The organism is Mesorhizobium sp. M0227 (assembly GCF_040321855.1).
In the GTDB taxonomy this organism is placed as follows: domain Bacteria; phylum Pseudomonadota; class Alphaproteobacteria; order Rhizobiales; family Rhizobiaceae; genus Mesorhizobium.
Map to the genome: position 1 here is coordinate 108,867 of NZ_JAMYSJ010000012.1, position 18,591 is coordinate 127,457.

Below are 18,591 nucleotides of genomic sequence, written 5' to 3' on the forward strand. Positions count from 1 at the left end.
GGGGAAATGCCGCAGCTCTCCCAAGAGGTTGACCTATAGGGATTAACCCGCCCCGCCCGGTTGCAAGGATGGTTCTGGCGATAGCTGGACTGCGCCCTTGCCTGGGGCGCTGCATGGAAGCACTGCAGCGCCTCACAATCTCGGGCAACGCCCGCGGCGGGCTTCTTCTTCATGCACCATTGGACCGCGATGGTCCCGGTGCTCGATCCCGACAAGCTCAGAGTCTGCCCAGGACAGCAGGAAGCGACGCAGCGGTGGTTGACGCAGCCCTCAATGCCGCTTTACAGGAATGAGGCGTGAACCAGCCGGGAGCGCCTTCGGTGCCAATCCGGTGCCAACAGGCCAAACGGGTTGGCCCCCGCGCTACCCAAGTGGTTGAAAAATCACGATGGAGGAATGGCCGAGCGGTTTAAGGCACCGGTCTTGAAAACCGGCGTGGGTGCAAGCTCACCGTGGGTTCGAATCCCACTTCCTCCGCCAACTGGCGCCCCTGCAAGATCCGCCAAAGGCGCATAAGCGCGACGGCACCTGGTACCTCGTTCGCCGTGTTCCGAAGGAATTCGCCGAGCTCGATCGCCGCGTCCTGGTCCGCATCAGCACCGACATTCCGATCGTAAACGATCCCCGTGGCATTCGTGCCAAGGAAGTAGTGCAGCGCCTCCACGTCGAGCTCGATGCGTATTGGGGAGGGCTTCGCGACGGTCAATCTGGCGAAGCTCGCTTGCGTTTCGAGGCGGCCCAGCAGCGGGCGAAAGCCCTGAGGCTGGTCTATCAGACGAATGCCGAGCTCGCTGAAGGCGCGCGCGATGATATTGTCGACCGCATTAGACTGCTCCTCGACAGGAACGTCATTGAGGACGAGCGGGAGGTGGCGGCCGCCCTGGGTGGTGAGGAGCGGCCGGCGATCCGCCTCACGGGGCTGGTTGCAGAATTCGAGAAGATCGAGGCCCAAAGCCTCAATGCCATGTCCCCGAACCAGCTCCGAAAGTGGCGCAATCCGAAAAAGCGCGCCGTTGGCAACCTTATCGAGGTTGTGGGCGACATGAACATAGCCGCCCTCACCCGGAGCCACGCCATACAATTTCGCGAGTGGTGGCAGAAACGCATACGCGTGGAAAGTCTCGACATCGGCACCGCAAACAAGGACATTGGCCACGTGTCGAAGATGCTGACCACTGTCGACATGGCACATCAGCTGAATTTGCCGCCGGTGTTCAAGAAATTGCGGCTATCGGGACAGGTCGCGGTCCAACGAGCGGCTTTCGAAGCGGCTTTCGTCCAAGACAAGATCCTTGCCGACCGCGCGCTGGCGGAACTCAACGAGGAGGCCCGTCACCTTGTGCTGCTGATAGCGGACACCGGCATGCGTTTGTCGGAGGCGGCGAACCTTCTGCCGCACCGCATCTTGCTAGATCACGCGGTGCCACATGTGCAGGTGAGGCCCGATGGACGCGTGTTGAAGACAGACCACTCCCTGCGCGACATTCCGCTCGTGGGTTGCGCGCTCGCCGTAATGAAGCTCCACCCCAAAGGGTTTCCGCGCTATCTCGACAAGGCCGACTCGCTCTCTGCCTTGGTCAACAAGTTTCTTGACAATGCGAATCTCCTGCCGACTGATGACCACTCTCTCTACAGCCTGCGGCACACATACGAGGATCGGCTGACGGCCGTGGAGGCGCCCGAAAACGTCGTGGCCATGCTGATGGGCCACAAATGGCATCGGCCAAAATACGGTTCTGGCCCGACGCTCGAGCAAAAGCAGTTCTGGCTGAAGAAGATCGCGTTCAAACCGCCGGCGCATCTTTGACCTCCCGCGCATCATTGCGGTGAGGACCGCCGCGTTATCATCGTGGCGCGCTTGAGCTCGACGGCGCGCTCCAGATGCTCGAACAACGGCACGTATGCGCTCTCAGGGGTACAGTCACGCTTGTATATGCGGTGCTCTCCGATTAATGGCCGTGAGCCGAGAACAAATCCGAGAGGCCGAAGGATGTATGGCGATGTCGTTAGGGAAGAACTCAATCTCCAGCCTTCGGCCCTCATCCGCTCCGAAGCTGAGTACATCCTCGACTTCCGTGATGCTGACGCCCTCTGAGCTCGACTTGCTTCGGCAACAGTCGAAAGAGACGGGCGACTTCGCGCGAAAAGCCTTCGAGGGTCTACGCCCCAAGGCAGCGAAATCGGCCTATGCGGCTGGGGTGCCGTCGACGGTGACACCGAGCAGACGCGCCTGAGTTTGGAGCGACCGGACGGACACCGCCGGCGGCTACTACACGCCTAGAGACGCAATCGTACCGCGCTGGACAGCGGCCGGCCCAATGCGGCCTACCACGAGGCGTTCCACCGCCTGCAGGCGCTGTTTCTCACCGATGCCGAGCCTCGGCTAAGATTTCTACGACGCTGGACGGGATCGAAGCGGCCCGTGCTTTTGCCAGCTCTGGAGAGCCACCATTTTTACGTTTACCTGCTTACGTCTCCGTACCAGACCAGTGGGGGCTGCTGTCAGCTCCCCGATGCTCATGCCATTGCAGAGAGCCGCCTAAATGAAAAACAGCTGTCATTGGCTCGAACTGTCCTTATCGAAGATCGTTTTGTCATCTACGATCCAAAGACTGAAGAATATTTCATTATCGACTGGTTCAAAGATAACCCGCCGTGAAAAACATCGGCTTGGCGTGATAATGCAAATCGACAAGATTGTAAGCAAGCGAGTTCGTGGAGCGGCGCTATCCGAGCTTGAGCGGCTTTGCCCAGTAAAGCTAAAAGATGAATCAGAGGTACTCCCATTCAAATCGGGTATTCATAATACCGCAATCGTCCGAAATGCTGGGTCTTTGAAACGCTCTCAGTGAGCCATCCTATCGAGACCCTGTCGCTGCCCTACCCTATCGATACCTTATCCATACCCCATCGATACCCTATCGATACCCTATCGACACAGAGACAGAGATAGAGACCATACAAGACGGAAATCCAACGAAACAAAAAATCTTACCTAAACCATTTTGAAAAATGTTTGCCGCGAGCGGCGAAGCTACCCTGTTCCGCGTTGGAGCGAAGGATCGAACATGGAGGACAGAACCAGTTGGCCCAAGACTACACCGAGACATGCGAAGCTAAAACTAGGAGGGGGACGGAATGCAGAAACGCAGCTGTGCCTGGAAAGCTCAGATGTCGGTTTCATGGTGGGCTGAGTACAGGCCCCACATCCCAAGGAGGAAAGGATAGGATAGCCGAAGCGCAGCGGTATCGTTGGGAGAGGTGGAGAGCTGCGGCTGATTCCTAGCAAATTGGCTTGGCAATCGTCGGCGCTCAACGAATGACTTGACTCCTCAACGGACATATTCGGACGGGTTTGAATGGGTCAACAATCCGCTTGAATGAATCAAGATGCAAACGGTGCCGCTCCATGGGGTGTTACGATTATGTTGACTTTTGTTGACCTGAAAATCGTTTCGGTGAACGGGTTTCCAGGCACATGCTGAAGCGCACGTAGTGGCCAGGGGGCATTGAGGCGCGTGAGGCTTGCCCGGCGCAGCCAGGGCAAACCAGGCTCACGGACGTTTTGCACGGCAGACCAGGTCTCAATCATCTGCTGCTTTCGCGCGCTATGCCTTTGAATTGACCAACGATGGGGTTGGGGGTCAAAGCGAGATGGATCCCAAGCGCGGCCTTAGGGCCTCATAGAACTATCACCCTCATCTTTGTTGGGGTTTTGGCCAACTAAGCGAAGATCGGGCTAGGCCGAAGACGGCCGATCGAGGTCGACTCGCGCGACGGCGTAGGCGTCAAGCGAGATGAATTGGTCATCCAGCGGTCTTGCGGAAATTTCCATGAAGTTGGGATCGGTTGCCGCCTGCTCGAACTGCTCGGCGCCGAGAAGAGCAATACGGGCGCTGCTCGGCGCATCCGAAAGCCGCACAGATTGCGTCTTGGCGGTGAGGTTAGCGACCCACAGGGTCACGCCCCGATCGTTTTCAGCTGCGATCGTCACAACGCCGTCAGCGCCGAAAGTTCCTACGGACAGCAAGGTGGCTCCGCCGAGCTTTGAGAGACCAGCCAAGACATGGAAAGCGGGATAGACCGTTCGGGAATCCTGCTGGTCAAACCATGGCTGCACGAAATCAGCCTTCCTATGGATTTGGCCAAATGGACCGGTGAAGTCACCGAAGACGACGGCCTCGATGCCCTCGCGAGCGCATGCGGCGAAATAGCCGACGATCCAGGCCGCATTGAACAGCCCGCGCTGACGAGGATCGATGCGCGATAGGCAGACGCGACCATTCGCTTCGTTCTGCGCCGTGGAGGCACCGTAAGGGTTCTCGCGGCAGCCGAGCTGACTGGGACCCACACGCAGCGGCAACCCGCCCATGAAGGAACGGGCAGAGCGGATCAGGTGGGGAATGGCCTCAAGCGTCTCCATCACTGACACATCGTCGGCAGCGTGCACGCTTGGACAGGTGGTAAAGGTCGCGTAGTCGAGCGCCTCGCTTGGCGGGCGCTTGCGATTGAGCTCGGTGAAGTACGCGGCCATGCCGCCGCCGACCGGTACACCCGGGAAAGCCCGGCGCGCTGCCGAGTAGCTTTCCTGGAAGCTCGGCATGGCCGGCCATGCTGCTCCCGGCTGTACCGATTTCATGTCCTGCGCCGGAAAGACGCAGATAGCTTCTAGATTGAGGCCGAGGCGACGGACAGCATCCGCGACCGGCTTCAACTCGCCGAAGGGATCCAGCGTTCCCCTGGTTATGATCTCCAGCACGACGCTTGCACCAATCAACCGGGTCAGCGCTGCGTACCGTTCAAGTTCATCGTGGCCGTGCCCGAGACGGAGATCGACCTGGCAGGCTATCCACTGCGGAGCCAATTGCCGAATTAGATCGGAGTTTCCAAGGGCGTGCCTGGCCTCGTCGGCGGCGACGCCGACGCCAATGCGAGGCACTCGGCCGGCCGGTCCGCCAATCGTCACTTTGATCGGCGGGTCAGGATTTTCAGACATCGGCGCAAGAAGCGTCCCCGACATATGCAGCCGGACGGCCTGGGTGAATTTCTGGCCCTTGGGCAGTCTGTAGGGCCACGGGCGACGCAAGGGACGAACATAGGTTTTATAGGATGCGTCAGACCAATTGCGTTGATCCTCCATCTCAAAGGCATCACCATCCATGGTGCAGGTGGCCCAGATCCCAGGCGCGATCTCATGTGACAACGCGCGCACGTCGGTGAACGGACATTCCGGATCAATAAAGTCCGGAAAATGCGAAAGCCTTTCGAGACCATCTTGATGCAGGACCCGCACCGGCTTGCCGGCCAAATCTGCTATGGGATGCAGCACGACGAAGCCGGTCCGGTTGGTCAAAAGGTCGGTCTCAGGCTCTGCTTCTGTCACAAACGACAGCGCACCATCGCTACTGCCCGAGACGCGTGCCCGGTAAACCAGGCGGCCGGATGTTGCGGCACATGTTGCACGGTATTCAATGGCGAACGCATCCGGCCTCTCGTCGATCCGCAGATCATCGAGAACGGGGGTACATGTTCCCCAGTTTTCGTCCCGTACAAGAAACGAGATTCCGCGCAAGATCTCGATCGTCCCGATGCGGATGTAGCGCAACGCCCCATTGTCGAACGCGACCGACAAGGATCCGGCGCGCAGTGTGCGCAGCGGTGCCTCGTGCTGTTCGGTGCCACATAAGCGGACTGCCAGGGAAGCTGTCGAGGTCAAATTGCCCGCTCCGTCGTGGCGTCGAAGATCGAGGCCCGGTTCATGTTGATGTCGATCGCAAGCTTCTCGCCCGGACGGCTGACGTCGTGCGCCTGCAGCTCAGCCATCACCGGCGCGCCAGCCAGTCGGAATGTCGCGTAGCTGCGCGAGCCGGTCGGCTGCAGCAGGTCGATCGTTGCCTCATAGCGAAACGTGCCCTGCTCCGGTGTGGCAGTGTGCGCCCGAGTGAGATGTTCTGGCCTCAACCCGAGCAGCACCTGCTGTCCGTCTGCGACGCCCTTCAGCCCCCTGCCCGGCGCTAAGGGCAGCAGCGCGTCCGCGAGCCGGATGGCGGCGGCGCTTCCGTCCAAGGCAAGGTTGCCTGGCAGGAAGCTCATCCGCGGCGAACCCAGAAACCCAGCGACGAAGGTTGAGGCCGGGTGCTCGAACAACTCGAGTGGCGCGCCCTGCTGCTCTATCAACCCGTCGCGCATCAGCACGATGCGGTCAGCCAACGTCATCGCTTCGATCTGGTCATGGGTGACGTAGATCATCGTTGTGGCAATGTCCTGGTGAAGGCGTTTGATTTCGCCGCGCATTTCGTCGCGAAGCTGTGCGTCGAGATTGGACAGTGGCTCGTCGAACAAAAAGATGAGGGGGTTGCGGACTATGGCGCGGCCGATGGCGACGCGCTGACGCTGGCCACCGGACAGCTGACGCGGAAAACGCCCCAGCAAGGGAGTGATGCCAAGCATGCGTGCCGCCTCGGCCACGCGCACCTCGACCTCTGGCTTCGGCATCTTGCGAGCCTTGAGGCCGAAGCCAATGTTCTTGGCCACGCTCATATGCGGATAGAGCGCATAATCTTGAAACACCATTGCCACGTCGCGATCGCGCGGCCGGAAATCATTGACCACTTCGCCGCCAATCTCGATCGTGCCTTGTGAGCTCTCCTCCAGTCCTGCGATGGTCCTCAGCAGAGTGCTCTTGCCGCATCCGGAGGGTCCAACCAGGACAGTGAACTCGCCGTCGGGGATGTGGAGGTCAATGCCGCGCACCGCATGGAAGGCGCCGTAGCGCTTGTGCAAGCCGGTGATTCTGACTTCGGCCATGCCTTCCCTTCCTATCCGCGAACGGCGCCGAGCGTCAGCCCGCGCACGAGATGTCGTTGAGCAAGCACTCCAAGGGCGATCGATGGCACAAGGGAGACAATGGCAAGGGCTGCGGCTTCACCATATTGTGCGCCCTGGAAGCCGATGAAGGCTCGGAAGACCGTTGGCAGCGTAAAGGCAGTTCGGCTGGTCAAAATCAGAGCGAAGAAGAACTCCGTCCAGCAGGCAATGAAGGCGAAGACAGCCGCCGCGACGATGCCTGGTGCTGCGAGCGGCACGGCAACGCGCCAGAACGCCTCCCATCTCGTGCAGCCATCGACGAGGGCCGCCTCCTCCATCGACTTCGGCATGCCGCGGAAATAGGCAAACATCATCCAAACCGACACCGGTAGCGTGAAGACCGTGTAAGCTAGGATCAGCCCGATATGGGTGTCGTACAGCCCGACGCCACGATAGATAAGGAATACCGGCAGGACGATGCCTATCGGTGGCAGGAAGCGCTGCGACAGGACCCAGAAGGACAGATGCCGGCCGCCCGTGTTGTAGCGCGCCAGACTATAAGCCATCAGCGTGCCGATCAGTGCCGAAAGCACCGTCGCCGAAAGCGAAATAATCAGGCTGTTGATAAGCCCGTCGAGACCGCGATAGGTGAACAGCGCAGCTTCGTAGTGGACAAGCGTCGGTGCGGCAGGGAACCAGACAGGCGGTACGGTGAGGTAGTCGTCGCTGGGCTTGATGGAGGTGTTGAACATCCAGTAGAGCGGCCACAGCACAAACACCAGGAAGAACCCCAGCAGCAGAATTCGGCCGATCGGCAACGACCGGCGTTTCCTGCGGCGGGCGGGCGCGACGGCGGCCATTAGACCGGTTCTACCTTCAAGAGCCGACGCACCAGCAACGTCACGATGAGCGCCGTAAAGATCAGGAACAGCCAACTTCCTGCTGTTGCTTGCGATAGATGAAACTGCGTGAAGCCGACGGTATAGAGATAATAGGAGGCCGTGTAAGTTTGTGTTCCCGGGCCACCGCCTGTCATGATGAAAATGGTATCGAACATACGGATTGCGTCGAGCAGACGGAAGGTCAGGGCCAGCAGCATCATCGGCCCGAGATGCGGGAGCGTGATCGCCCAAAAAGCCTGCCAGGCGTTGACGCCGTCAAGTTCTGCCGCCTCATAGAGATTGGGTGGGATTGCGGTCAGCCCAGCGAGCAGGATGACGAACATGAACGGCGTCCACTGCCAGACATCGGCGATGATCAGCGAGATATAGAGCCACGGGCGCTCCGTCATCCATCCTATCGTAACCTCCTGCCCCAATAGTTGCGTCAGGATATAGTTGGTCGGTCCGAAAGGCCGCTGTAAAAGCAGCGTCCAGGCCTGGCCGACGATGACCGGGCTGATGAACAGCGGCACGATCAGGATCGACATGATCACACCGCGGCCCGGAAAGCTGCGCACCATTGTCAGCGCCACCAGGAGACCGAGCACGAATTCGATAGCGACGCTGATGCCCGACAGCCATGCTGTCAGCAACAGCGACCAACGTGCTACTGGATCGAACACGACCCGCTCAAAGTTCTTCAATCCGACAAAGGCGTGGCCCGGCACCTGGAAGTCGTAGTTGATGAAAGATACCACCAGCGAGAACAGAAGCGGATAGATCGAGAGCGCCAATATCAGCAGCACCGCGGGCGCCACCAGCAGCCACTTGAAGTGACGGTCTGCCCATTGGGCAAAGGCAGACAGCCGGGGCGGTGCGCCGGCGGCCTTCAAGCGACGGATCGTGGCGGTGGGCTGCATAGGCGTATCCAAAAATCGCCGCTTAGCGGGGAGGTGTTGCGAGCCAAGCGCCCGCAACACCAATTGCTCCAGACAGCATGCCTCCCCTCAGAGGGTGACCGCCATGCCAAGTTTTTCCACCGTGTTGTCGGCAGTGGCGCCAGGCAGTTTCAAGAACTCGGTGTAGAAGCCTTTCTGCGAATCCACACCCAGTCGGTCGGTCGTCTCGTTCCACTCGGCGGCGGCCGTTTCAAGCGACGCCTTCGCATCCGCCCCAGCCCACACCGCGGTGCACATGCGGTCGATGCTCAAGAAGTAGTCCTGCGCGCCTGGCATGATCGGATCGAGCAGACCGACATTTGCCGAGTTGTTGAGGTTGGCAAGGTACTCCTTGGCACTGGGGAAGAGCGCGCCGTAGAGCTCGGACTTGAAGTGCGAGATGCGGTATGGGTCGCGTAGCGCATAGGGCAGCATGCAACGTGCCAGCGAGACGGGTGGCGAGCATACCCATTGCATGAACAGATACGCCGCCTCTGGGTTGGGCGAATCCGCGGACAGTGCCTTGTTGTAGCCGGTCGCATGTTCCGGATTTCCCGGAACGACGGCATAGCCGACCTTGCCAGCGATCTGCGACTGCGGAATGAAGTTGATTGCCGTGGCGGATTGCGAATAGTTCGCCGCCATACGGCCGCTAGGAGGCCAGGAATAGATCATCGCGACTTTGCCGGTCAGGAAAGCCGCCCACAAGGAAACGGCGTCGAGCTCGTTGTTGCCGGGGATCGAGGCCTTGTTTGCGGCGAGCATGTTTGTCAGCGTCTTGACGCCGGCATCCGACACCAAGCCGGCCTTCATGTCGTCTCCGAACAGTTTTCCGCCGTTGGCGCGGTACTGCTGCAGAAAGTCGAACTGATTGCCAGGGCTGCCCGCCTTGCGGAAATGTCCCGCGCCATAAACCTTTGGCGCCATCTGGTCGGTAATGAACTGGGCGATCTGGGCATATTCTTCCCAGGTCTTCGGCGGTCCAAGCTTGGCGTTGAACTTCGCCTGGTAAGCCTCCACCATTTTCGGATCCTCGAAGATGTCCTTGCGGTAGTAGAGAGCGAACATGTCGCCGTCGTCGAAGAACCCCCAGATCTTTCCCTTGTAGGTCGGCAGCGCCTTGTACAGGGGATGATAGTCCTCGAGGTCTGCCGGGTTCATGTATTTGGCGATGTAGTCGTCTAGAGGGGCAATGACGCCGCCATCGGCAAGCGACGGTGTCCAGGCCGGCGAGATGTCGAGAACGTCATAGGCACCCGAGCCGGCGATGTGCTCGGCGACTGCCTTGGAGTACTGGTCAGGGTTCGACAGTTCGACGACATTCGACTTCATCCCGGTAAGCTGCTCCCACATCGGCCCACTGAAATTGCGCGGATCGAGTGCCTGCAGGCCAGCCTCGTAGGTCATGTTGAGGGTGACGCCCGAATGCGCCTTGGCCGCCTCCGCCGCGCGAAAGGCGGAACCGTCCGCCGGCCCTTCCTTCGATGCTTTTAGGGCTGCGGCCTGCGCCTGGCCGAGCGGCGACGTGGCGTCCGCCAATTCCAATGTTTGCTGCGCCATCGCCCAATCCGTCATCATCCCCAGCATCGGGCCGGACACGGCCAACATGCCGGTCATCTGACCGAAGCGGGTGATGAAAGTTCGGCGGGTGGTTTCGCCGCTCATGAAGGCGTCGACCTCTGCTTCGAGACCTGCCTGAAAGTCACGTTTTTCACGATCGTTCATAGTGCTTGGTCCTCCCATTTCCATTTGCTTCACTCGTCCGCCGGCGCTGCGGTCAAGCATTTCCTCCCGTAAGGTCGCCGCAAAGGGGCCGCGGCGGCGCGCCCAAAAATCAGTGTCCTCCTAGGTTCCGAAGCGGGCGGCGAGCCCCGACAGCCTGGTCTTCCACAGCTCGCTCGAAAGAACCTCGCGATTGACCACGCCGCGCGGCTCCCGACCGCGCTGCACCTCCATTACCGCTTTGACGTCGGCGGCACCGTTGCCGGCAAAGCACTGGTCGGTCCAGCAAAGTGCGTGCGGCGCCAGGATCACATTGTCGAGTTTGAGGATCGCATCGTCTGCGTCGGGAGGCTCTTGTTCCAGCACGTCGAGACCGGCGCCGGCGATGCGGCGCTCCTGCAGCGCTTGCGTCAGCGCTTTCTGGTCGACGATCGGGCCGCGCGCGGTGTTGATCAGGTAAGCTGTCGGCTTCATCAGGGCGATCCGCTCAGCGTTGACTATGTGGTGGGTCTGAGGCGACAGGGGGCAACTGACCGACAGCACGTCGGCGCGGCGAAACAGATCCTCCAGCCCGACCAGCTCGACGCCCAGGTCGGCAGCAACCCTCTTGTCGGCAAACGGGTCATGGGCAATGAATTGCATGTCAAAGGGCTTCGCCAAGCGGAAGACCTCGGCACCGATGTTGCCGATGCCCAGTGACCCAAGCGAACGCCCGACGAGGCCGACCCCCATGTGATCGGAGCGCTTCTCGAAACCAACAGACCCTTTGCGGGTGAGCGCGTCCTTTGTCAGCAGTTTGCCGGTCAGTGCCAGCATGAAGGTGATGACGGATACGGCGACGGGGCGTCGCACGCCATCGGGCGTGATGACCAAGGCAATGCCGGCTGCGGTGCAGGCCTCAACGTCGACAGTGTCGTAGCCGACCCCGAAGCGGGCAACGACGGCCAGGCGTCCGCTCCTGGGGACACTCGTGGCATCGAAGCGATGGGTGAGGAGGATCAGCGCATCGAAATCCTCAAGTTGGTCGGCGCGAAGCGGACTGTTTGACTCCAGGAACACCATCTCGACGCCCGTCGCATTGCGCAGTGGCACCAGATCGAAATCTGGGTAGGTCGGCGAGCCGTCCGGCTTGCGGAAATCACCGGAAAGCGCCACCCTGAATTTTACGCTGTCCATCGTCTCCTCCGCTCCTATTCGCACCCGGCGCGGATCTTGGAAACCGCGTCGGCGATCGCGTCGTGCAGAATCCAAACGTCGCCTGAATAACAAATAAAATCAAAGCCTTGTGCGTAGAAGTCGTGTCCCTGCGCGACGTTGGGAACCAAGCGTCCAAGCGATTTGTTGTGCTTCTTGGCGGCGGCAACGATTTTGGCCATTGCAGCAGAGAAAGTGGGGTGGGCGAAGTCGCCAGGAATGCCGAGCGAGACGGACAGGTCGAAATGTCCGACCCACAGACAATCGACCCCGTCCAGTCCCGCGATGCCGTCAATGTTCTTGACGCCGTCGGCGGTCTCGATCAGGCAGATGAATGTCGAGCGCTTGTTGGCGGCTGAGAATTTATCAGCGACCGAGCCCGGACGGTAGCGGTCATGAGCGATCTGCAGCGCGACGCCGCGGACGCCGGCAGGGTGATATTTCATGGAATTGATGATGTGCTGCGCCTGCTCGACGGTACTCACCATCGGGGCGATCAGGCCTTCGGCCCCCATGTCCATGGCGCGGGCAAGGAAATGGTAGTCCTGCGATGGCACACGCACCATAACCGGCAGGTCGGCCGCTTCGAAATAGCGGATCGCACTCTTCACCGTTTCCAGGCTGAAGCCCGAATGCTCCATATCGAAAAAGACGAAGTCACAGCCAGCGGACTTCAGGATGTGACCTATACCCGGCGTCGCGAACTCGGCGACGAGCGTACCAAGTTTGACCCGCCTGTGAGAAGTTAACGCCCTGAGACTTGGCTCTGACATGCACTTCCTCCCGTTCGCCCAAAAGGGCCAATCCGCCTAGTTCTCGTCAATGTGTGGCCTCAAGAACGAGGTCGCAGGTCATCACCAACTTGGTCACGACGAGCGGCGCGCTCTGCGTATTGAATTCGTCGAAGTGAGCGGTGCGGCAGTGCTCCTCGAATGCGGCCTCGCTATCGTAAATCTCATAGAGCAGGACCCGGTCCGGTTCGCCGCGCGCCTCCGTCACGTCAAAGCGGCGGCAGCCGGCCTCGCTGCGCATCGACGCGGTTGCATTGGCGTCCACAAGTTCGCGGAATCTGCCCCGGGCACCCGGCTTGAGGCGGAAATCGACCCAGACCACGAAGCCCCTCATCACTTGGCACCTGCAATTTCCAGATAGCGCCTGGACACATATTCCAGATGCCTGCGCATAGCCGCTTCGGAGGCGTCTGGATCGCGCGCGGCGACGGCATCAAAGATTTCGCGATGAGCCTCATAGGCCTTGCGGTCTTCACCTTTGGCCAAAGTCGTGCGCCGCTGTTCGAGCAGCCATTCGGCCAACGCCGCGTGGATAGCTGTGAAGATTCGATTGCGGGTGATCACCGCCAGCACGTAGTGGAAGTCCACGTCGGTGCGCTCGAAGCGCGTCAGGTCCCCGATCGACTGTCGGTTGATTTCAAGCGCCTCTTTGAGACTTTCAATATCTTCTGGGGTGGCATTGATGGCGGCGTTGCGGGCAAGACCGACTTCGAAAAACAAACGCGCGCTCTGGAAGTCATGAACCCCGCCGGGGGCCGAAATCATGTGACGCGCCGGCCCCGAGAGGGCGTCGATCACGAATTGGGGCGTTGGCCGAGTGACGCGGGCGCGCTCGCCGGATTTCACCTCGACAAGGCCCATCTTGCTCAGATGCAGCAGGGCTTCGCGGATTGAAGGGCGCCCGACCCCAAACTGCCGCATGAGTTCCCGTTCGGATGGGAGCCGGTCGGCTTCGGCCAGCTCTCCCTCGCGGATCATCCGCTCAAGGTGCGCTGCAACCTCGTCCGAAAGCTTCCGCGGCTTGATCAGAACTCCGATCATTGGCATACCTGTTATACCAATACGCTATGGCCCCAGAGCGCCTCTGTCAACGATCCTTCTACCAACAGACGCTCGGGACCAAGTGAGAACGGTCATTGTTCTTCCTGTCAAACGAGTATCTATCGGCGTTCGCCCAACTGAGACGCCGCACAAAGTTGGAACGAATCTGGCGTAAAATTGGCTGGGCGCATCGACGCCGGCATCGAGGAGGCGCTCGCCCGCTTTGGCATCGATACTCGTGGCGCAGCAGACGGCTGGGGAGCGACACTCGACAGCGTATATGACGGAGCGATTGAGGCGCTGACCTCCCTTGATGCTAGCTTTGCAAAGGCACTAGCGATCATCGCCGAGGGCTGAGCATGGCAGACATCGATGCTACACAGCGCGTCATCGAACATCTTTTGACGCATTTCGCCTGACCAAAAGCGGGCGCAAGCAGTCCGGCGGCAACGGCTGTAACCGACTGTCAGGTCTCGGCAGGCATTTGAGATAGCTGCCGTTCTCCATACGATCCCCAGTTGGACGATAAGACCAAGCGTCCCAACAGCCAGAAGCGGACATCGTCAACGAGTTTAATTTACGCAGCCAGGATCGACCTCGCAGTTCGGGCCGATGCGACACCCATCCGGAACGCCATAGCTCAAAACCCCTCAAGCGCTTCAGCGCAGCGTTGCAAAAGGTCAAGCTGCGTTGCGGACCTCGGGTCTGCCGTTCGTTCTCCTCCGTCACGGCTGGTATACGGAGAACCACACGCCTTCCGTGATCCCTGACCTCTCTGGGCAGCATGATCCCGACCGCTTCCTGCAACGGAGGGCGATCATTTCCACTAAATCCAATGCTTTATGAGGAAAGCCGGTGGTACCGTTGGCTGGGATCAGTTCGCCCATCAACCAACTGTTTTTGTCACGTTTTTCCTTCCTGCGGGGTGTTGTTTGTATCACAATATGTATCACAGCAGGCAGCACAATCTCGCCGCGGATATTCCGCCGGCGACACGGACAGACGGCAACTTGCATCGGCGTACGAGGGGGCTGCGCAATTTTTTGCAGAAGCAGGAACATAGCTGCATCGCCCAAGTTAAATACCGACGGCATTGGATCACGGCTTCATTCTCGCATTTCCAGTCTGCCAGAGTGCTCCGGGATTCTTTGATGCTCGAACGAATGGGCAGGACAATGTATCGCTGTCAGCTTTTGCTATCAGCCTTTGGTCTGGTGTTGTTGACGGGTGGCCTGTTCCCACAGGGCCAAGCCATGGCACAGGCGCCCTGCCCGGCCGACCACGATAAGCTGCTCGCTGTCCTCAAGGCCAATGTGAAAGCAAGCGGCGGACCTGCCAACGGTGGCTTTGAGACCAACGAATGGGCCGCTATCGTCGCCCGCGACGGCGCCGTATGCGCGATCGCTTTCAGCGGTCCCACCGCCGATTCGCAATGGCCAGGCAGTCGCCTCGTCGCGGCAGAGAAGGCCAACACGGCCAATGGACTCAGCCTGGCGCAGATGGCCCTATCGACGGCCAATCTCTACGCGGGGGCGCAGCCGGGCGGGCCGCTTTTCGGCTTGCAGGAGACCAATCCGGTCAACCAGGCCGCGGCCTATGCGGGCGATCCCAAAACGTTCGGAAGCGCCAGCGATCCCCTCGTCGGCAAGCCGATTGGAGGCGTCGTTGTGTTTGGCGGCGGGCTTGCCCTCTATGACGGCAAGAGCATCGTCGGAGGCATCGGAGTCTCCGGAGATTCCTCATGCGCCGATCACAATGTCGCCTGGCGTGTTCGCGCGGCGCTCGGCCTCGACAAGGTTCCAGCCGGGGTCAATCCCAATCGCAAGGACGCCATCGTCTACGATCTCGATCCCGGGGGCAAAAGCGCATCGGGCTGGGGCCATCCGCTTTGTGCCGGCACCGAGGCTGACATCGCGGCGGAGCTAGGCGCCGGCGTGGGAGGCTCGATCCACAAATGAAAGGCATGCTGCACCCGGCACCGGCGCGCGTTGACGCAGGACGAGGCGCCCGCGCATTGGCGATCTGGAATTCTTTTCGCACCTGCATATTCTCGGTGATGCTGCTGGCATGCGGCCCATTCCTGAGTGGTGCCTCGGAGCCCCCATCGGCAGCGGCTATTGCGCCGCCCGCCGCCGCAGCGCCACCCGACGACGGGCAATGGACGATGCCAGCCAAGAACTACGCGTCGACCCGCTTCAGCGACCTGACCGAGATCAACGAAGGCAATGTCAAGAACCTGCAGGTCGCCTTTACCTTCTCGACCGGCGTGAACAAGGGCCAGGAAGCAGCGCCGCTGGTTGTCGGCAACATCATGTACATCGTCACGCCCTTTCCCAACATCGTCTACGCGCTCGACCTTTCCAGGCCCGGCGCGCCGATGAAGTGGAAGTACGAGCCCAACCCCGAGCCGGCGGCACAAGGGGTGGCCTGCTGCGATGTCGTCAACCGCGGCGCGGCCTTCGCCGACGGGCGCATCTTCTTCAACACGCTGGACGGCCACACGATCGCGCTCGATGCCGATACGGGCAAGCCGATCTGGAACGCTCATATCGGCAACATCAACATCGGCGAGACAATCACCATGGCGCCGCTGGTGGTGAAGGGAAAAGTTCTGGTCGGCAATTCCGGTGGCGAAATGGGCGTCCGCGGCTGGGTGAAGGCGCTGGATGCCGGAAACGGGCATGTTGTCTGGACGGCTTATGGCACTGGACCCGACAAGGATGTGCTGATCGGCCCGGACTTCAAGCCCCACTATGACATGGACAAGGGCACAGACCTTGGCGTGACGACATGGCCGCCGGAAGCCTGGAAGATCGGCGGCGGCAATATGTGGGGCTGGATCTCCTACGATCCGGACTTGAACTTGATCTTCCACGGCACAGGCAATCCAGGACCGTGGAATCCGGATTTGCGGCCCGGCGACAACAAATGGACGTCCGGTATTTTCGCGCGTGATCCCGATACCGGAGCGGCGAAGTGGTTCTACCAGTGGAGCCCGCATGACCTCCATGACTATGACGGCATCAACGAGCAGATCCTTCTGGACATGACCTGGCAAGGCAAGCCGCGCAAGGTCCTGGTCCGACCGGAACGCAATGGCTACCTCTATATCCTCGATCGAACCACTGGCGAAGTGCTGTCTGCCACAGCCTATGGCCCGGTCAATTCCAGCAAGGGTGTCGATTTGAAGACCGGCCGGCTGATTGCAAACCCCGACAAGAGAACCGGCACCGGCAAGGTGGTCCGAGATATTTGCCCGACAGCGTCCGGCCTCAAGGACTGGCAACCATCGGCCTTTTCGCCGAAGACCGGCCTGCTCTACATCCCCCACAACAATCTCTGCATGGACGAAGAAGGCGTCGAGGTAAACTACATCGCAGGCACACCCTATGTCGGCATGAACGTACGCATGATCCCCGGGCCGGGGGGCAATCGGGGTGCCTTTACCGCTTGGGATGTTGCCGCGGCCAAGCCGGCCTGGGTCCTGAAAGAAAACTTCCCGGTGTGGAGTGGCACCGTCGTCACTGCCGGCGATGTCGTCTTTTACGGCACCATGGAAGGCTGGTTCAAGGCCGTCAGCGCCAGGACTGGCGATCTGCTTTGGCAGTTCAAGACATCGTCCGGCATCATCGGCCAGCCGATCACCTATCGCGGCCCCGATGGGCACCAATATGTCGCAATTCTGTCGGGCGTCGGTGGCTGGGCCGGCGCCATCGTTTCGGGCGACCTCGACCCACGCGATGCCACCGCGGCACTTGGCTTCGTCAACGCGATGAAGGATCTGAAGAACGCTACCACGGCGGGAGGCACGCTTTATGTGTTCCGGCTTCCTTGATGGATTGGACTTGACCGTCCGTCCGACGCGCAAGGCGTTCCAACGGGTGGCGATCGGCATGGCCGGGCTCGCCTTATTGCTCTTGCCGGCTATTGCCAATGCACGTGAGTTGAGAGTGTGCGCCGACCCGAACAACATGCCGTTTTCCAACGCGGCCGGTCAAGGCTTCGAGAACAGGATCGCGGAAATTATCGCCACTGATCTCGGCGCCAAGCTGACGTATACTTGGTGGGCGCAGCGCCGTGGCTTCATCCGCAACACGCTGAAGGCAGGTCTTTGCGATCTCGTGCCCGGCACGCCTGCCAATCTCGAAATGCTGCGCACCACCACGCCTTACTACCGTTCGTCCTATGTCTTCGTGACCCGCCAGGACGGCCCGGACGTGGCCTCATTCAACGACCCGCGGTTGCGAGAATTGCGCATCGGTGTTCAGCTCATCGGCGACGATGGCGCCAACTCGCCGCCTGTCCAAGCGCTTGGCCGCCGCGGCATCGTCGGACATCTGATCGGCTATCCCGTCTATGGCGACTACTCCGCTCCCAACCCTCCGGCGCGCATCGTCGAAGCTGTCGCGAACGGTGAGATTGATCTTGCCGTGGTCTGGGGTCCGCTCGCCGGCTATTTCGCCCAGAGGCAAAAGGTGTCGCTCCGGATCACGCCGGTCACGCCTCGCATCGACGGACCGCAACTGCCGCTGATGTACGACATCTCAATGGGTGTTCGGCGCGAGGACGATGCGCTGCATGGCGATGTGAATAGCGCGCTTGCCAGACACAAGGCGGAGATCGACGCGGTTCTGGCGCAATACGGCGTACCGCGTCTGGACATGGCCGGGAGTCCGGCGCGATGAGGCAGGCTCTGGCGATGTTGCTGCCCTTGACGCTGGCCCTGGTCGCCTGCCAGCGTGAGGAGCGCGATACCCGGCCACAATCGGCGCTCGGCTCAGGCGAACAGCCGACACCGGTGACCGCGCTTGAGCCCGGCGGCCAGCGGCCTTCCGCCAGTGACAACAAGGCGGCGAGCTTCGAGGCGAACGCCTTTCACCTTAGCGAGGGCAAGCGCCTGTTCGGCTGGTTCAACTGCTCGGGCTGTCACGCCAATGGCGGTGGCGGCATGGGCCCGGCGCTGATGGACGAAAAGTGGCTCTACGGCAGCTCGATCGAAAGCATCCATGCCACGATCCGCGACGGGCGACCAAACGGGATGCCGAGCTTCCGCCAGAAGATACCCGACGACCAAATCTGGGAACTTGCGGCCTTCGTACGCGCACTGAGCGGCAACGCGCCCTCCTCCGCCGCGCCGCAGCGCAACGACGATATGATGGTGCACCCGTCTGAAAACCGCCTGCCGGATGCCGCGACGCTGGGAAAGTCGCCGTGAAA

At 60.6% G+C, this 18,591-nt stretch carries 16 protein-coding genes and 1 tRNA gene; 8 read left to right on the top strand and 9 right to left on the bottom strand.

What is annotated here, in order from left to right; genetic code table 11:
- Positions 1-390 precede the first annotated feature (390 nt).
- The 3 genes from NKJ00_RS18455 (at position 391) to NKJ00_RS18465 (ending at position 3,286) form a co-directional block, all read left to right on the top strand.
- A tRNA-Ser gene (locus NKJ00_RS18455) sits at positions 391-480 on the top strand.
- On the top strand, positions 440-1,807 hold the full coding sequence (locus NKJ00_RS18460; protein WP_352630689.1) for an integrase: 1,368 nt from the start codon (positions 440-442) through the stop codon (positions 1,805-1,807). Before NKJ00_RS18455 ends, NKJ00_RS18460 begins: the two co-directional genes overlap by 41 nt.
- A 1,278-nt stretch (positions 1,808-3,085) precedes the next feature.
- Complete coding sequence (locus NKJ00_RS18465; RefSeq protein ID WP_352461333.1) at positions 3,086-3,286, top strand: HGGxSTG domain-containing protein; 201 nt, start codon at positions 3,086-3,088, stop codon at positions 3,284-3,286.
- A gap of 453 nt (positions 3,287-3,739) precedes the next feature.
- Here NKJ00_RS18465 and NKJ00_RS18470 read toward each other — a convergent pair whose 3' ends face one another.
- The 9 genes from NKJ00_RS18470 to nanR all read right to left on the bottom strand — a co-directional run bounded on the left by NKJ00_RS18470 (position 3,740) and on the right by nanR (position 13,374).
- Positions 3,740-5,716 carry a D-apionate lactonase family protein gene (locus NKJ00_RS18470; protein WP_352630691.1) on the bottom strand — a complete coding sequence of 659 codons (1,977 nt, stop codon included), beginning with the start codon at positions 5,714-5,716 and terminating at the stop codon, positions 3,740-3,742.
- Entirely contained in the window at positions 5,713-6,807 is a 1,095-nt protein-coding gene (locus NKJ00_RS18475; protein ID WP_023811943.1) for an ABC transporter ATP-binding protein, read from the bottom strand. The genes NKJ00_RS18470 and NKJ00_RS18475 overlap by 4 nt, the downstream gene beginning before the upstream one ends.
- A gap of 11 nt (positions 6,808-6,818) precedes the next feature.
- Positions 6,819-7,667 (bottom strand): carbohydrate ABC transporter permease, encoded by an 849-nt coding sequence (locus NKJ00_RS18480; protein WP_031213481.1) that lies wholly within the window; start codon positions 7,665-7,667, stop codon positions 6,819-6,821.
- The gene (locus NKJ00_RS18485; protein ID WP_245273236.1) at positions 7,667-8,668 is read right to left on the bottom strand and encodes a carbohydrate ABC transporter permease; all 1,002 of its coding nucleotides are present in this window, start codon (positions 8,666-8,668) and stop codon (positions 7,667-7,669) included. The genes NKJ00_RS18480 and NKJ00_RS18485 overlap by 1 nt, the downstream gene beginning before the upstream one ends.
- A 27-nt stretch (positions 8,669-8,695) precedes the next feature.
- Positions 8,696-10,351: an extracellular solute-binding protein gene (locus tag NKJ00_RS18490; protein ID WP_127296120.1), complete on the bottom strand. Its 1,656-nt coding sequence runs from the start codon at positions 10,349-10,351 to the stop codon at positions 8,696-8,698.
- Between the two features lie 120 nt (positions 10,352-10,471).
- Complete coding sequence (locus tag NKJ00_RS18495; protein WP_352630693.1) at positions 10,472-11,524, bottom strand: NAD(P)-dependent oxidoreductase; 1,053 nt, start codon at positions 11,522-11,524, stop codon at positions 10,472-10,474.
- A 14-nt stretch (positions 11,525-11,538) separates the two neighbouring features.
- Positions 11,539-12,315 carry an HpcH/HpaI aldolase family protein gene (locus NKJ00_RS18500; protein WP_352613355.1) on the bottom strand — a complete coding sequence of 259 codons (777 nt, stop codon included), beginning with the start codon at positions 12,313-12,315 and terminating at the stop codon, positions 11,539-11,541.
- A gap of 46 nt (positions 12,316-12,361) precedes the next feature.
- Complete coding sequence (locus tag NKJ00_RS18505) at positions 12,362-12,667, bottom strand: putative quinol monooxygenase (protein ID WP_023811937.1); 306 nt, start codon at positions 12,665-12,667, stop codon at positions 12,362-12,364.
- Complete coding sequence (nanR, locus tag NKJ00_RS18510) at positions 12,667-13,374, bottom strand: transcriptional regulator NanR (protein ID WP_023811936.1); 708 nt, start codon at positions 13,372-13,374, stop codon at positions 12,667-12,669. The genes NKJ00_RS18505 and nanR overlap by 1 nt, the downstream gene beginning before the upstream one ends.
- A gap of 177 nt (positions 13,375-13,551) precedes the next feature.
- Here nanR and NKJ00_RS18515 point away from each other — a divergent pair, with 177 nt between their 5' ends.
- The 5 genes from NKJ00_RS18515 (at position 13,552) to NKJ00_RS18535 (ending at position 18,589) form a co-directional block, all read left to right on the top strand.
- A complete protein-coding gene (locus NKJ00_RS18515; protein ID WP_128304509.1) occupies positions 13,552-13,731 on the top strand; it encodes a hypothetical protein in 180 nt (59 codons plus the stop codon).
- Between the two features lie 485 nt (positions 13,732-14,216).
- Complete coding sequence (locus NKJ00_RS32235; RefSeq protein ID WP_502895870.1) at positions 14,217-15,332, top strand: heme-binding protein; 1,116 nt, start codon at positions 14,217-14,219, stop codon at positions 15,330-15,332.
- Entirely contained in the window at positions 15,329-17,209 is a 1,881-nt protein-coding gene (locus NKJ00_RS18525) for a methanol/ethanol family PQQ-dependent dehydrogenase (RefSeq protein WP_352552135.1), read from the top strand. The genes NKJ00_RS32235 and NKJ00_RS18525 overlap by 4 nt, the downstream gene beginning before the upstream one ends.
- Positions 17,190-18,059, top strand: coding sequence for a substrate-binding domain-containing protein (locus tag NKJ00_RS18530; RefSeq protein ID WP_352613352.1), 870 nt, complete (start codon positions 17,190-17,192; stop codon positions 18,057-18,059). The genes NKJ00_RS18525 and NKJ00_RS18530 overlap by 20 nt, the downstream gene beginning before the upstream one ends.
- Complete coding sequence (locus NKJ00_RS18535; RefSeq protein WP_128304512.1) at positions 18,056-18,589, top strand: c-type cytochrome; 534 nt, start codon at positions 18,056-18,058, stop codon at positions 18,587-18,589. Before NKJ00_RS18530 ends, NKJ00_RS18535 begins: the two co-directional genes overlap by 4 nt.
- The last annotated feature ends 2 nt before the right edge of the window (positions 18,590-18,591 follow it).